This is a genomic window from Coprococcus phoceensis (assembly GCF_900104635.1).
Classification (GTDB): domain Bacteria; phylum Bacillota; class Clostridia; order Lachnospirales; family Lachnospiraceae; genus Faecalimonas; species Faecalimonas phoceensis.
This window is the reverse complement of sequence record NZ_FNWC01000006.1, coordinates 420,176-433,265: the sequence shown is the minus strand read 5'-3', so window position 1 is coordinate 433,265 and position 13,090 is coordinate 420,176. Positions and strand designations below refer to the sequence as shown.

Genomic DNA, 13,090 nt, shown 5'->3' with positions numbered 1-13,090 from the left:
AATGTTTACGCTCCTAACACGTTTACGATAGCAGCAAATACCTCATCAATATCTACAGTACCATCTACTTCTACTAAAATATTTTTTTCTGTATAATAATCAATCAATGGCTGTGTCTGCTCATGATATACATTCAGACGTTTCTGTACTGTCTCTGGCTTGTCATCTTCTCTTAAGATTAATTCTCCATGACAGTTATCGCATATATTTTCTTCTTTTGTAGGTGCATATACAATATGATATGTAGCACCGCAGTCCACACATGCTCTGCGTCCCGACATACGGCGGACAATGTTTTCATCTGGAACTTCCACATTGATTGCGTAGTCCATCGCTTCTCCCATCGCTGCCAAAGCTTTGTCAAGTGCCTCTGCCTGAGGAATTGTTCTCGGGAAACCGTCTAAGACATAACCATTGCTGCAGTCATCCTGCTTTACGCGGTCTACGACCAAATCTACAACAAGTTCATCCGGCACTAAAAGTCCCTGATCCATATATGTCTTTGCTTTCTTTCCAAGCTCGGTTCCGTTTTTAATATTTGCTCTGAAAATATCTCCTGTGGAGATATGAGGAATCGAATACTTTTCAGCAATTTTCTTTGCCTGTGTCCCTTTTCCCGCACCAGGTGCACCTAACATTATAATTTTCATATGCTTTCCTCCATAAAAATATCCATATAGCATTTTAACTCGCTGAACTTCTATCCTACCAAGACTGAAATTCAACGAGCTAAATAGCTAAACAATTACTTGCCTACTTATGTTTTTAGTATCCAAGGAAGCTGTTACTGCTTACAGAACCTTTTCCACTATTCAAAAATCCTTTGTAGTTACGTACAAGCATCTGTGATTCGATTTGTTTTAACGTCTCTAACACAACACCTACAATGATGATGATAGAAGTTCCACCAAACGAAACATGTGCTCCAAAAACTCCATTAAAGAAGAATGGAATTACCTGTACAATCACTAATCCAATAGCACCTATAAAAATAATATATTTCAAAATCTTTGCTAAGTAATCTACAGTTGGTTTTCCTGGTCTGATACCTGGAATAAAACCACCGCTCTTTTTCATATTATTCGCAATTTCCAACGGATTAAATGTAATTGATGTATAAAAATATGCAAATAAAATTGTCAAGATAATGTATACAATCAATCCCCATGAATACTTGATATTCTCTGGATTACACCAGTTATTCGAGTTTAATCCTCTTAAAATCTCACTTCCGATACCGTCTCCATCACCTTTTCCAAGGAAAGATGCGATCACGATTGGGAACTGCATTAAAGAAGATGCAAAAATAACCGGAATTACTCCTGCTGTATTCACTTTCAACGGAATGAATGTAGATTGTCCCCCCACATTTTTTCTTCCTTGAATTTTCTGTGAATATTGAACTGCGATTTTTCTCTGTCCATCCTGAAGGAAAATAACAAACACAATAACTGCAAGGATGATTGCTACGATAATGAACGCCGCTAATCCTGCTGTTGCAAGGCTCTTTCCCTTCATAAACTGAGTATATAATGTATTAAAGTCATCTGGAATACGTGAAAGAATATTAATCAAAAGTACGATAGAAATACCATTTCCAACACCTTTTTCTGTAATTCTCTCTCCAATCCACATCAAGAATGCGGAACCAGCTGTCAATGTAAGTACTACGATTGCTGCGTTCACAAAGTTATATTCTACAAGTAATCCGCTGCGTCCAAATCCAACTGCCATAGCTGTTGACTGGATTAAAGCTAAAAGAACTGTCACATAACGTGTAAATGCTGCAATTTTCTTTCTTCCTTCTTCACCATCTTTTTGCATCTCTTCCAATTTTGGAATCGCAATTGTAAGAAGCTGCATAATAATAGATGATGTAATATAAGGTGTAATACTCAAAGCGAATATTGACATTTGTTCAAATGAACCACCTGTGAAAGCGTTAAAAAAATTAAACGCTTCCCCAGTTTGATTTGCAAAGAAATTTTGAATAAAAGTTGGATCCACTCCCGGTGTAGGCAGTTGTGATCCAAGTCTAACAACGAACAGCATTGCAAATGTATAGAAAATTTTCTTTCGAATCTCTTCTATTTGAAATGCTTTCCGAAATGTCTTTAACATTAGATCACCTCAGCTTTTCCACCAAGACTTTCAATTTTAGCTGCTGCACTTGCACTAAATGCGTTTGCCTGAACTGTAAGTTTCTTAGTTAACTCTCCGTTTCCAAGAATTTTTACTCCATCTCTAGGATTTTTCACAATACCAGCTTCAATAAGAGTTTCTACTGAAACAACTGTATCGTTTTCAAATACCTCTAATGCGCTTACGTTAATACCAACGATCTCTTTTGTATTTCTGTTAGTGAAACCTCTTTTTGGTATTCTTCTATATAATGGCATCTGTCCACCTTCGAAACCTGGTCTTGTGCCGCCTGAACGTGCTTTCTGACCTTTGTGTCCTTTTCCGGCAGTTTTACCATTTCCAGAACCGTGTCCACGGCCTCTTCTGAAATTATCACTATGTTTTGATCCTTCTGCTGGTCTTAAGTTTGATAAGTCCATCGTGACACCTCCTTATCTTTTTCTTATACTTCTTCTACTTTTACTAAATGTCTTACTTGTTGTACCATTCCTCTTGTTGCAGCGTTATCTGGTAAAACAACTGTTTTGTTCAGTTTTTTAAGACCTAAAGCTTCAACTGTTTTTTTGTGTTTTGGCACAGCACCGATTGTAGATTTTACTAATGTAACTTTTAAATTTGCCATTTTCAATCTCCTCCTTAGCCTAAGATTTCTTCTACAGATTTACCGCGAAGCTTAGCTACTTCTTCTGGAGTCTTGATCTGACTTAATCCATTAATTGTAGCAAGTACTACGTTTTGTTTATTGTTAGATCCCAATGATTTTGTACGGATATTTTTGATACCTGCAAGCTCAATTACCGCACGAGCCGGTCCTCCGGCGATAACTCCAGTACCTTCCGGAGCTTTTTTCAGTAATACTGAAGCACTTCCGAATTTACCAATCAAATCATGTGTAATACTTTCGTTTTCATCTAAGGAAACAGAAATGAGTTTTTTCATAGCATCTTCTTTTCCTTTGCGGATTGCTTCCGGAATTTCAGTAGCTTTTCCTAAACCTGCACCAACATGGCCATTTCCATCACCAACAACTACTAAAGCTGTGAATCTGAAGTTACGACCACCCTTAACAACTTTTGTTACACGTTTGATTGATACCACTTTTTCTGTTAGTTCTAATTGACTAGCATCAATACGATTTTGTTTCATGTGTGTTCCTCCTCCTAGAATTCTAATCCAGCTTCTCTAGCTGCATCTGCTAACGCTTTGATTTTTCCCTGGTAGATAAATCCACCTCTGTCAAAGACAACAGTGTTAATACCTTTTTCAATTGCTTTTTTAGCAATTACAGTTCCCAAATATGCTGCTGCATCAACGTTGTTAGTTTTTTCTAATTCTGCTTTTACATCTTTCTGTACAGTAGATGCTGATACCAGAGTAGTTCCAACTGTATCGTCAATAATTTGAGCATACATATGATTATTACTTCTAAACACAGCTAAACGTGGTCTTTCAGCAGTTCCGCTGAAACGGTTACGTAATTTTCTATGTTTGTTTATACGAACTTCGCTTCTTGATTTTTTACTAACCATCTTCACACTCTCCTTAATTATTTTTTACCAGTCTTACCAACTTTACGTCTAATAACTTCATCAGCATATTTAATACCTTTACCTTTGTATGGTTCCGGTCTTCTCTTATCTCTGATTTCAGCTGCGTATTGGCCTACTTTTTCTTTATCGATACCTTTTACAGTAATTTTGTTCTGTCCGTCAAGTACTGTCTCAACACCTTCTGGATCGATCATTTCTACTGGATGAGAGTATCCTAAGTTTAATGTTAATTTGTTTCCTGATTTTGCGGCTCTGTAACCAACACCGTTTACTTCAAGAACTTTTTCATATCCCTGAGTAACACCAACAACCATGTTGTTGATCAGTGTTCTTGTAAGACCATGTAAAGCTTTCATTTTCTTTAAATCACTTGGTCTTGTTACTACAACTTCTTCGCCTTCTTTTTTGATTTCCATTTCTACTGGAAGTTCTCTTACAAGAGTTCCTTTTGGACCTGTTACAGTCACTTTGTTGTTCTCAGCGATTTCAACAGTTACACCTGCTGGAATTGCTACTGGCAGTCTTCCTATACGTGACATACCCTTACCTCCTACACTTAAATTTTCGGAGAAGCGGCTATGGCTTCTCTGTTTTCAGTTGCTTTCGGGCTACCAAACAAATGCTAAAACTTCTCCACCTACGTTAAGTTTTCTAGCCTCTTTGTCTGTGATAACACCCTGATTTGTTGAAATGATAGCTGTTCCAAGTCCACCTAAAACCTTTGGAAGTTCGTCTTTGCTTGCGTATACACGAAGTCCCGGTTTAGAAATTCTCTTAAGACCTGTAATAACTTTTTCATTTTTGTCTGCACCGTATTTTAATGTAACACGGATTGTCTTAAAGCTTCCGTCTTCTACGATGTCATATTTTGTAATGTATCCTTCGTTTAAAAGAATATCAGCAATAGCGATTTTCATTTTAGACGCTGGAACATCTACTGTATCATGTTTAGCAGTGTTTGCGTTACGGATTCTTGTAAGCATATCTGCGATTGGATCACTCATAGTCATTTGAAGTTGCCTCCTTATTCTTTGCTTTTATTGTTACATCCTTCAGATGCAGCCGGTGAAAACCGACCACTTCTACTACGGATATCCTAGTTTTCACTAAGTTGCTTTCAGTCTACCAAGAAGCTTTTTTCACTCCTGGGATTTGTCCTTTGTAAGCTAATTCACGGAAACATACTCTGCAGATTCCGTATTTTCTTAAATATGCATGTGGACGACCACAGATTCTACAACGATTATACTCTCTAGTAGAGAATTTTTGTTTACGTTGTTGTTTGATTTTCATAGATGTTTTTGCCATGAAATATTTCCTCCCTACTATTTTGTAAATGGCATATTGAACTGAGTCAATAATTCGCGAGCTTCTTCGTCTGTCTTAGCTGTTGTAACAAAGATTACGTCCATACCTCTTACTTTATCAACCTTATCGTATTCGATTTCAGGGAAGATTAATTGTTCTTTGATACCAAGAGCATAGTTACCTCTTCCATCAAATGCGTTAGGATTAACACCTCTAAAGTCACGTACACGAGGTAATGCTAAGTTAATCAGACGATCAACGAACTCATACATTTTTTCTCCTCTTAATGTAACTTTACATCCGATAGCCATACCTTCTCTAAGTTTGAAGTTAGCTACTGATTTTTTCGCTTTTGTAAGAACCGCTTTCTGACCTGCAATTTTCTCAAGGTCAGCTACAGCTGATTCTAAAACTTTGTGATTATCTTTTGCTTCGCCAACACCCATGTTGATAACAACCTTATCAAGTTTTGGCACTTCCATAATATTTTTATAACCAAATTTTTTGATCATTGCGTCAACGATCTCGTTCTGGTATTGTTCTTTCAGTCTACTCAAAGTTTATTTCCTCCTTCCTTAGATTAGTCAATAACTTCGCCTGTTGATTTTGCAACACGTACTTTTTTGTCTCCATCCATTTTGAAACCTACTCTTGTAGCTTTTCCTTTGTGAAGATACATTACGTTAGATGCATCAATAGGTCCTTCTTGGTGAATGATGCCACCATTCTGATTAGCAGCACTTGGTTTTGTGTGCTTTGTCAGCATGTTTACACCTTCAACTAATACTTTGTTATCTTTTTTATTAACAGCAATTACCTTGCCTTCTTTATCTTTATCTTTTCCAGCGATTACTTTTACAGTATCACCTTTTTTGATTTTCATAGTTGACATCCTCAGGCACCTCCTTATAGTACTTCCGGAGCTAATGAAACAATCTTCATAAATTGTTTTTCACGAAGCTCTCTTGCTACTGGTCCAAAAATACGAGTTCCTCTTGGGTTTTTGTCATCTTTAATAATTACAGCAGCATTTTCATCAAATCTGATGTATGAACCGTCTTTACGACGAGTTTTGTTTACTGTACGAACAACTACAGCTTTTACTACATCACCTTTTTTAACAACGCCACCTGGTGTTGCATCTTTAACAGAAGCAACGATTACATCACCGATGTTTGCATATCTTCTAGTAGAACCACCTAACACACGAATGCAAAGTAATTCTTTCGCACCTGTATTATCTGCTACTTTAAGTCTACTTTCTTGCTGTATCATGCAGGTAAACCTCCTTCAATACTATTTTACTTTTTCCATAACTTCAACAAGTCTCCATCTTTTATCTTTTGATAATGGTCTTGTCTCCATAACTTTTACTTTGTCACCGATGTTGCATTCATTTGCTTCATCATGTGCTTTCAATTTATATGTTCTCTTTACGATTTTGTTGTAAAGAGGGTGTTTTACGTGATCTTCAACTGCAACTACAATAGTTTTATCCATTTTGTTGCTGATAACTTTACCAACACGTGTTTTTCTTAAATTTCTTTCCACAGTTTTGCTCCTTTCACAATTTTCAACACAATCTTAATTATTATTCAGCTTTAGAAGCTTCTGTAATAACTGTCTGAATTCTAGCAATGTTTTTTCTTACTTCTTTAATTCTGCTTGTGTTTTCTAATTGATTTGTTGCGTTTTGGAATCTTAAGTTAAAAAGTTCCTTTTTAGCAGCTACTAATTCTTCGTTTAATTCTGCAACTGATTTTCCTTTTAAATCTTTTACAAATGTATTAATTTTCACTGTTATCACCGCCTTCTAAATCTTCGCGAGAAACGATCTTACATTTACAAGGTAATTTGTGCATAGCAAGACGTAATGCTTCACGAGCTACTTCTTCAGGTACTCCTGAAAGTTCAAACATTACACGTCCTGGTTTTACAACTGCTACCCAGTATTCAAGAGTTCCTTTACCAGAACCCATACGTGTTTCAGCTGGTTTCGTAGTTACAGGTTTGTCAGGGAATATTTTAATCCAAACTTTACCACCACGTTTGATGTAACGTGTCATCGCGATACGGGCAGCTTCAATCTGGTTTGAACGGATCCAGCATGGTTCCATTGCAACAATACCATATTCACCATTTGTGATTTTATTTCCACGTAAAGCTTTTCCTTTCATAGAACCACGGAATTGTTTACGACGTTTTACTCTTTTAGGCATTAACATAATTATTTATCGCTCCCTTCCTTAGTTGCTTTCGTTGGAAGAACTTCGCCTTTATAAATCCAAACTTTCACACCTACTTTACCGTAAGTTGTGTCTGCTTCAGCGAATCCATAATCAATATCAGCTCTAAGTGTCTGAAGTGGAATAGTTCCTTCGCTGTAAAACTCTGTACGAGCCATATCAGCTCCACCTAAACGACCTGATACTGCTGTTTTGATACCAAGTGCTCCGGATTTCATTGTTCTTGACATGCAAGATTTCATAGCACGTCTGAATGAGATACGGTTCTCTAACTGTAATGCGATGTTTTCAGCTACTAACTGAGCATCTTTATCCGGTCTTTTGATTTCTTTGATATCAACAACTAATTTTTTATCTGTGAACTGTTGAAGTTCTTTTTTCACTTTTTCAATCTCAGCTCCACCTTTACCGATTACAACACCCGGTTTTGCTGTGTAGATGATGATTTTTACACGGTCAGAAGCTCTTTCGATCTCAATCTTAGAAACTCCTGCGCTGTATAATTTCTTTTTCAGAAATGTTCTGATTTTATGATCTTCTACTAAATAATCTGCAAATTTATCTTCTGCATACCATTTAGAGTCCCAATCTTTGATAACACCGACTCTCAAGCCATGAGGATTAACTTTCTGTCCCATTATTGCCCTCCTTATCTTTCATTCAGCACTAAAGTAATGTGGCTCATTCTCTTTTCGATTCTGTAAGCTCTACCCTGTGCTCTCGGTTTAATTCTCTTCATTGTTGGTCCCTTGTTTGCGTAACATTCTTCAATGTAAAGGTTCTCAACATTCATACCGTTGTTGTTCTCAGCGTTTGCGATTGCTGATTCTAATAATTTCTTTATTAAGCTAGAAGCATATCTTGGATTGTATGTTAAAATACCAAGTGCTGTTTGTACATCCTTACCTCTGATGGCATCTAATACGAAACATGCTTTCTGAACAGAAACTCTAGCGTAAGATAACTTAGCTGATGGTCTAGTGTCCTTATTTGCATTTCTCTCTCTTTTGATCTGGGATCTATGTCCTTTTGCCATGGATGAACCCTCCTTTCAAATTACGATTAATTAACGAACTCTTGATTTCTTTTCGTCTTTTCCATGTCCTCTGTATGTTCTTGTTGCAACAAACTCTCCAAGTTTGTGTCCAACCATATCTTCTGTTACATATACAGGTACATGTTTTCTTCCGTCATGAACTGCGATTGTATGTCCAACCATTTGTGGGAAAATAGTAGAACGACGTGACCAAGTTTTGATAACTGATTTGTCACCTGCTTCGTTCATAGCTTTTACTTTTTTCAGTAAGCTTTCATCCGCGAATGGTCCTTTTTTAAGTGAGCGAGCCATAGGTTCTAACCTCCTTGTAAACTGATTTATTTAATACCTTTACCATCTCTTCTTCTAACGATTAACTTGTTAGACTGTTTGTTTTTCTTTCTTGTCTTAAGACCAAGTGCTGGTTTACCCCAAGGTGTACATGGACCTGGACGACCAATTCCTGTCTTACCTTCACCACCACCGTGTGGATGGTCATTAGGGTTCATTACAGAACCACGAACTGTAGGTCTGATACCCATGTGACGTTTACGTCCGGCTTTACCAATGTTAATCAGGTTGTGATCTCCGTTACCTACAACACCGATTGATGCTCTACAGATGATCGGCACCATTCTCATTTCGCCTGATGGCAATCTTAATGTTGCATATTTTCCTTCTTTAGCCATTAACTGAGCGCTGTTACCAGCTGAACGAACTAACTGTCCGCCTCTTCCTGGATATAACTCAATGTTGTGGATCTGTGTACCTACTGGGATCTCAGAAAGCGGTAAGCAGTTTCCTACTCTCACTTCAGCTTCTGGTCCGTTCATTACTTTCATTCCATCTGTTAAGCCTTGAGGTGCAAGAATATAAGCTTTTTCACCATCTGCGTAGCAGATAAGCGCGATATTCGCTGTTCTGTTTGGATCGTACTCGATTCCGATTACAGTTGCCGGAATACCATCTTTCTTTCTCTTAAAGTCGATAATTCTATATTTTCTTTTAGCTCCGCCTCCGCGGTGTCTTACTGTGATCTTACCTTGATTGTTACGACCAGCTGTTCTGCTTTTAGAAGCTAACAAAGATTTCTCTGGAGTTGTCTTTGTGATTTCTGAAAAATCAGAACCTGTCATATGTCTTCTGGAAGGTGTATATGGGCGATATGTTTTAATTCCCATTACTGTCACTCCTTTCGTTTACGATTATTTATTATCACGGTTTTAATCCGTATGGTTTCTATTGTTGGGCTGTCTCTTACAGTCCTTCGAAAATTTCGATATCAGCGCTTTCAGCTGTTAACTGAACGATTGCTTTTTTTGTCTTAGCAGTTTTTCCGAATGTCATACCACGTCTTTTTGTTTTTCCATCAAGATTCATAGTATTTACGCTTTTTACTTTTGTTCCTGCGAACATTTTTTCAACTGCTTCTTTAATCTGATTCTTTGTAGCCTGTGTGTGAACTAAGAAAGTGTATTTCTTGTCAGCCATAAGCTCCATAGATTTTTCAGTGATTACTGGTTTAAGGATTACGTCATAGTATTTAATGTCTGCCATTATGCGTACACCTCCTCGATTGTTGCAACAACAGCTTTCGTTACGATTACTGTGTTGTATTTTAAGATATCGTACACATTAATTGTATTTGTCCAAGCTGTTTTCACATTTGCAATATTTCTTGCAGATAATGCTGCATTTGTGTTTCCATCTTCTAACACTACTAATGCTTTAGATACTTCTAAGTTGTTTAACATGTTCTGGAAATTCTTTGTTTTAATTTCACCAAAGTTCATTTCGTCAAGAACGATGAATTTGTTTTCTAATACTCTTGTTGTAAGAGCTGATTTCAGAGCTGCTCTCTTTTCTTTTTTGTTTAATTTGAAAGAGTAGTCTCTTGGTGTTGGAGCAAATACAACTCCACCGCCTGTCCATTGTGGAGATCTTGTAGAACCTTGTCTTGCATGACCTGTTCCTTTTTGTCTCCATGGTTTTCTACCACCGCCTGAAACTTCTGAGCGAGTTTTTGCTTTCTGCGTTCCCTGACGTTTATTTGCAAGTTGGTTCACAACTGCCATGTGTAATAAGTGTTCATTTACTTCAACACCGAATACAGCATCATTCAAGTCGATTGTTCCAACTTCTTTACCTTCGATATTATAAACAGATACGTTTGCCATCTGTGTGTTCCTCCTTTCCTATTAAAGACTAGATTGCTTTTACACTTTCTTTAATTGTTACTAAAGATTTCTTAGGTCCCGGAACTGATCCTTTTACTAAGATTAAGTTGTTTTCAGCATCTACTCTTACGATTTCAAGATTTTGAATTGTAATTCTCTTGCTTCCCATGTGTCCTGGCATCTTTTTACCTTTGAATACTTTACTTGGATCAGATGCAGCACCATTAGAACCTGCATGACGATGGAATTTAGAACCGTGAGTCATAGGACCTCTGTGTTGGTTATGTCTCTTAATCGCACCCTGGAATCCTTTACCTTTTGAGATTGCAGTAGCATCTACTTTGTCTCCTGCTGCAAAGATGTCAGCTTTGATTTCCTGTGCTAATGTAAATTCCTCAGCATTTTCAAATTTGAATTCTCTTACAAATCTCTTGCTTGAAACACCAGCTTTGTCAAAATGTCCTTTTTCTGCTTTTGTTGTACCATGTCTGTGTACAATCTCTTTTTTACCATTTTTGTCTTTGTTCACGATTTTGTCTTTTTTGTCAACAAAACCAACCTGAACAGCACTGTAACCGTCGTTCTCAACTGTTTTGATCTGTGTTACTACACAAGGACCAGCCTGAAGAACAGTTACTGGAGTTAATACTCCGTCTTCGTTGAAGATTTGAGTCATTCCGACTTTTGTAGCTAAGATAGCTTTCTTCATTATTATTACCTCCTGTGATTTACAGCGGAACACTTTCGTGTTCATCCTAAATTATAGGATACTTACTGTCTCTTAATTTGATCGAACTCTTATTTGTTTTTCATTTTGATGTCGATATAAACACCAGCTGGCATCTCTAATCTTGATAATGCATCAACAGTTTTCTGTGTTGGTGTGATGATATCGATCAGTCTTTTGTGAGTTCTTTGTTCGAACTGCTCTCTGGAATCTTTGTATTTGTGTACGGCTCTTAAGATTGTTACTACTTCTTTTTTAGTTGGAAGTGGTACCGGTCCGCTCACCTGTGATCCATTTTTCTTTACAGTTTCGATAATTTTCTTTGCAGATGCATCAACCAATTGGTGATCATATGCTTTCAGTGTAATTCTCATTACTTGACTTGCCATAAAAAAAGTCGCCTCCTTTTCGTACTATTAAACTCAAGTACGACAAGCGGTGACTGTACACTCTCCCGTGTGTGTCGTGAGAACTCACACGTTGTTACCGTTTTTCATCGGTTGTTATTGATTCGTACAGTGACTTGTCGCCAGTTTCCTAACTTGACATTCGCTCCACGGAACACCTACTATTATAAGTAGCAACCTCACGCTTCAACGCTATCATGTCACAGCTTTTTTAGTATACATGATTTCTTTTCATTTTTCAAGACTTTTTTTTATTTTTTTCTGCCAGTTCGTTTACAAGAGAAAATTTCTCATAAATCTGCTGCAAAACCGACTGCTATACCACTGTTTCAAGCTTTTGCAGCCGAACTGTTACTCTTATATTTATAAATAGGAAGAAACGCTGAATCTTAGGCTTTTTTTCGGCACTTTACTGAACTAAATTTCACCTTTGAATCCATTGACTTTTCCTATTGAACTTGTTACAATTATCAATAGATAAAGACATATTTTTAACAAGGTATATTCAATATCGGGGGCTTTGCATATACTATCTCTTTGATATGTCTCTATTTTTTACCAATTTTCAAAATTTAATATTTAATCTGGAGGGATATTATATGAACGCTACTCTTATTTTACGTATCGTTATTATTGCTTATACTGCAGTTTTTGCTATTTACTGGATTGCCGACTGTATCAAACATAAAGAAGAATTTACAGGCAAGAAAGTTATCTCATTGTTACTTATTGGTATTATCACTAACTTTTTCGATACATTAGGAATTGGTAGTTTCGCTACCACTCAGGCAGGTTTCAAATTTACAAAGTCTTGTGATGACGAAGTAATGCCAGGTACTCTCAACGTTGGAGATGCGATTCCTGTCGTAACAGAATTCGTACTCTTCCTTGGATTGATTGACTTAGACACAGTTACATTAGTAGGTTTACTTGCAGCAGCTGCAATCGGTTCTTACATCGGTGCAGGTATCGTTTCAAAACTTCCTGTAAAACAGATCCGTATCGCTTTAGGTGTTGCATTACTTTTCCTTGCAGTGATGATGGGTTGTAAATTAATGGAAGTTGGACCATTCGGTGCTGCCGGAACAGCTACAGGTCTTACAGGCGTAAAACTTGTTCTTGGTATCGTAATCAACTTCTTCTTAGGTGCTTTGATGACAATCGGTGTTGGACTTTACGCTCCATGTATGGCTATGATTGGTGCACTTGGTATGAATATTAAATCTGCATTCCCTATTATGATGGGTTCTTGTGCATTCTTAATGCCATCTTGTGGTATCAAATTCATCAAAGAAGGAAAATACGACAGAAAAGCTTCTGTTATGTTAACAGTTGGTGGTATGATCGGTGTATTCATCGCTTACTTCTTAGTAAAAGAGATGCCAACTACAGTGTTGACATGGATTGTTATCGTAGTAATGATTTACACAGCACTTACATTCTTCAAAGATGCGAAAAAACTTTCATAGTTCTATATACGCAAACAGAAACCGGAGC

General features: G+C 37.2%; 24 protein-coding genes. 1 reads left to right on the top strand and 23 read right to left on the bottom strand.

Translation table 11 applies throughout. The annotated features are described in order from the left end of the window. Positions 1-5 precede the first annotated feature (5 nt). From BQ5364_RS02975 to rpsJ, 23 genes are all read right to left on the bottom strand, one after another. Entirely contained in the window at positions 6-650 is a 645-nt protein-coding gene (locus tag BQ5364_RS02975; protein ID WP_022250474.1) for an adenylate kinase, read from the bottom strand. Positions 651-765: 115 nt separating this feature from the next. Beyond that, the gene (secY, locus tag BQ5364_RS02970) at positions 766-2,121 is read right to left on the bottom strand and encodes a preprotein translocase subunit SecY (protein ID WP_004611902.1); all 1,356 of its coding nucleotides are present in this window, start codon (positions 2,119-2,121) and stop codon (positions 766-768) included. Continuing rightward, a complete protein-coding gene (gene rplO, locus BQ5364_RS02965) occupies positions 2,121-2,561 on the bottom strand; it encodes a 50S ribosomal protein L15 (RefSeq protein WP_022250472.1) in 441 nt (146 codons plus the stop codon). The genes secY and rplO overlap by 1 nt, the downstream gene beginning before the upstream one ends. 23 nt (positions 2,562-2,584) lie before the next feature. Beyond that, the gene (gene rpmD / locus BQ5364_RS02960) at positions 2,585-2,764 is read right to left on the bottom strand and encodes a 50S ribosomal protein L30 (protein WP_004611900.1); all 180 of its coding nucleotides are present in this window, start codon (positions 2,762-2,764) and stop codon (positions 2,585-2,587) included. A gap of 14 nt (positions 2,765-2,778) precedes the next feature. Then, on the bottom strand, positions 2,779-3,288 hold the full coding sequence (rpsE, locus tag BQ5364_RS02955) for a 30S ribosomal protein S5 (protein ID WP_004611899.1): 510 nt from the start codon (positions 3,286-3,288) through the stop codon (positions 2,779-2,781). Between the two features lie 14 nt (positions 3,289-3,302). Next, positions 3,303-3,671 carry a 50S ribosomal protein L18 gene (gene rplR / locus BQ5364_RS02950; RefSeq protein WP_071143610.1) on the bottom strand — a complete coding sequence of 123 codons (369 nt, stop codon included), beginning with the start codon at positions 3,669-3,671 and terminating at the stop codon, positions 3,303-3,305. Positions 3,672-3,688: 17 nt separating this feature from the next. Next, positions 3,689-4,231, bottom strand: a complete 543-nt coding sequence (rplF, locus tag BQ5364_RS02945; protein WP_004611897.1) for a 50S ribosomal protein L6 — start codon at positions 4,229-4,231, stop codon at positions 3,689-3,691. 69 nt (positions 4,232-4,300) lie between these two features. Next, positions 4,301-4,702 (bottom strand): 30S ribosomal protein S8, encoded by a 402-nt coding sequence (gene rpsH, locus BQ5364_RS02940; protein WP_004611896.1) that lies wholly within the window; start codon positions 4,700-4,702, stop codon positions 4,301-4,303. 112 nt (positions 4,703-4,814) lie between these two features. Further along, the gene (locus BQ5364_RS02935) at positions 4,815-5,000 is read right to left on the bottom strand and encodes a type Z 30S ribosomal protein S14 (protein WP_004611895.1); all 186 of its coding nucleotides are present in this window, start codon (positions 4,998-5,000) and stop codon (positions 4,815-4,817) included. 17 nt (positions 5,001-5,017) lie between these two features. Then, the gene (gene rplE, locus BQ5364_RS02930) at positions 5,018-5,557 is read right to left on the bottom strand and encodes a 50S ribosomal protein L5 (protein WP_004611894.1); all 540 of its coding nucleotides are present in this window, start codon (positions 5,555-5,557) and stop codon (positions 5,018-5,020) included. Positions 5,558-5,580: 23 nt separating this feature from the next. After that, entirely contained in the window at positions 5,581-5,892 is a 312-nt protein-coding gene (rplX, locus tag BQ5364_RS02925) for a 50S ribosomal protein L24 (RefSeq protein ID WP_022250490.1), read from the bottom strand. A 14-nt stretch (positions 5,893-5,906) separates the two neighbouring features. Further along, positions 5,907-6,275 (bottom strand): 50S ribosomal protein L14, encoded by a 369-nt coding sequence (gene rplN, locus BQ5364_RS02920; RefSeq protein WP_004611892.1) that lies wholly within the window; start codon positions 6,273-6,275, stop codon positions 5,907-5,909. A 21-nt stretch (positions 6,276-6,296) separates the two neighbouring features. Beyond that, positions 6,297-6,551, bottom strand: coding sequence for a 30S ribosomal protein S17 (rpsQ, locus tag BQ5364_RS02915; protein ID WP_004611891.1), 255 nt, complete (start codon positions 6,549-6,551; stop codon positions 6,297-6,299). Positions 6,552-6,591: 40 nt separating this feature from the next. Then, on the bottom strand, positions 6,592-6,798 hold the full coding sequence (gene rpmC, locus BQ5364_RS02910; protein WP_004611890.1) for a 50S ribosomal protein L29: 207 nt from the start codon (positions 6,796-6,798) through the stop codon (positions 6,592-6,594). Further along, entirely contained in the window at positions 6,788-7,225 is a 438-nt protein-coding gene (gene rplP, locus BQ5364_RS02905) for a 50S ribosomal protein L16 (protein ID WP_004611889.1), read from the bottom strand. The genes rpmC and rplP overlap by 11 nt, the downstream gene beginning before the upstream one ends. A gap of 2 nt (positions 7,226-7,227) precedes the next feature. Beyond that, positions 7,228-7,884 carry a 30S ribosomal protein S3 gene (gene rpsC, locus BQ5364_RS02900; RefSeq protein ID WP_004611888.1) on the bottom strand — a complete coding sequence of 219 codons (657 nt, stop codon included), beginning with the start codon at positions 7,882-7,884 and terminating at the stop codon, positions 7,228-7,230. 11 nt (positions 7,885-7,895) lie between these two features. After that, entirely contained in the window at positions 7,896-8,282 is a 387-nt protein-coding gene (gene rplV, locus BQ5364_RS02895) for a 50S ribosomal protein L22 (protein WP_004611887.1), read from the bottom strand. Between the two features lie 30 nt (positions 8,283-8,312). Next, positions 8,313-8,594: a 30S ribosomal protein S19 gene (gene rpsS / locus BQ5364_RS02890; protein ID WP_004611886.1), complete on the bottom strand. Its 282-nt coding sequence runs from the start codon at positions 8,592-8,594 to the stop codon at positions 8,313-8,315. 26 nt (positions 8,595-8,620) lie between these two features. After that, the gene (gene rplB / locus BQ5364_RS02885; RefSeq protein WP_044986801.1) at positions 8,621-9,463 is read right to left on the bottom strand and encodes a 50S ribosomal protein L2; all 843 of its coding nucleotides are present in this window, start codon (positions 9,461-9,463) and stop codon (positions 8,621-8,623) included. 76 nt (positions 9,464-9,539) lie between these two features. After that, entirely contained in the window at positions 9,540-9,839 is a 300-nt protein-coding gene (rplW, locus tag BQ5364_RS02880; RefSeq protein ID WP_004611884.1) for a 50S ribosomal protein L23, read from the bottom strand. Continuing rightward, positions 9,839-10,459: a 50S ribosomal protein L4 gene (gene rplD / locus BQ5364_RS02875; RefSeq protein WP_004611883.1), complete on the bottom strand. Its 621-nt coding sequence runs from the start codon at positions 10,457-10,459 to the stop codon at positions 9,839-9,841. Before rplD ends, rplW begins: the two co-directional genes overlap by 1 nt. 28 nt (positions 10,460-10,487) lie before the next feature. Then, on the bottom strand, positions 10,488-11,168 hold the full coding sequence (rplC, locus tag BQ5364_RS02870; protein ID WP_044986800.1) for a 50S ribosomal protein L3: 681 nt from the start codon (positions 11,166-11,168) through the stop codon (positions 10,488-10,490). An 89-nt stretch (positions 11,169-11,257) separates the two neighbouring features. Further along, positions 11,258-11,575, bottom strand: a complete 318-nt coding sequence (gene rpsJ / locus BQ5364_RS02865; protein ID WP_004607300.1) for a 30S ribosomal protein S10 — start codon at positions 11,573-11,575, stop codon at positions 11,258-11,260. 560 nt (positions 11,576-12,135) lie between these two features. Between rpsJ and BQ5364_RS02860 the strand changes: the two genes are divergently transcribed. Further along, a complete protein-coding gene (locus tag BQ5364_RS02860; protein ID WP_004611881.1) occupies positions 12,136-13,062 on the top strand; it encodes a sulfite exporter TauE/SafE family protein in 927 nt (308 codons plus the stop codon). Positions 13,063-13,090 lie beyond the last annotated feature (28 nt).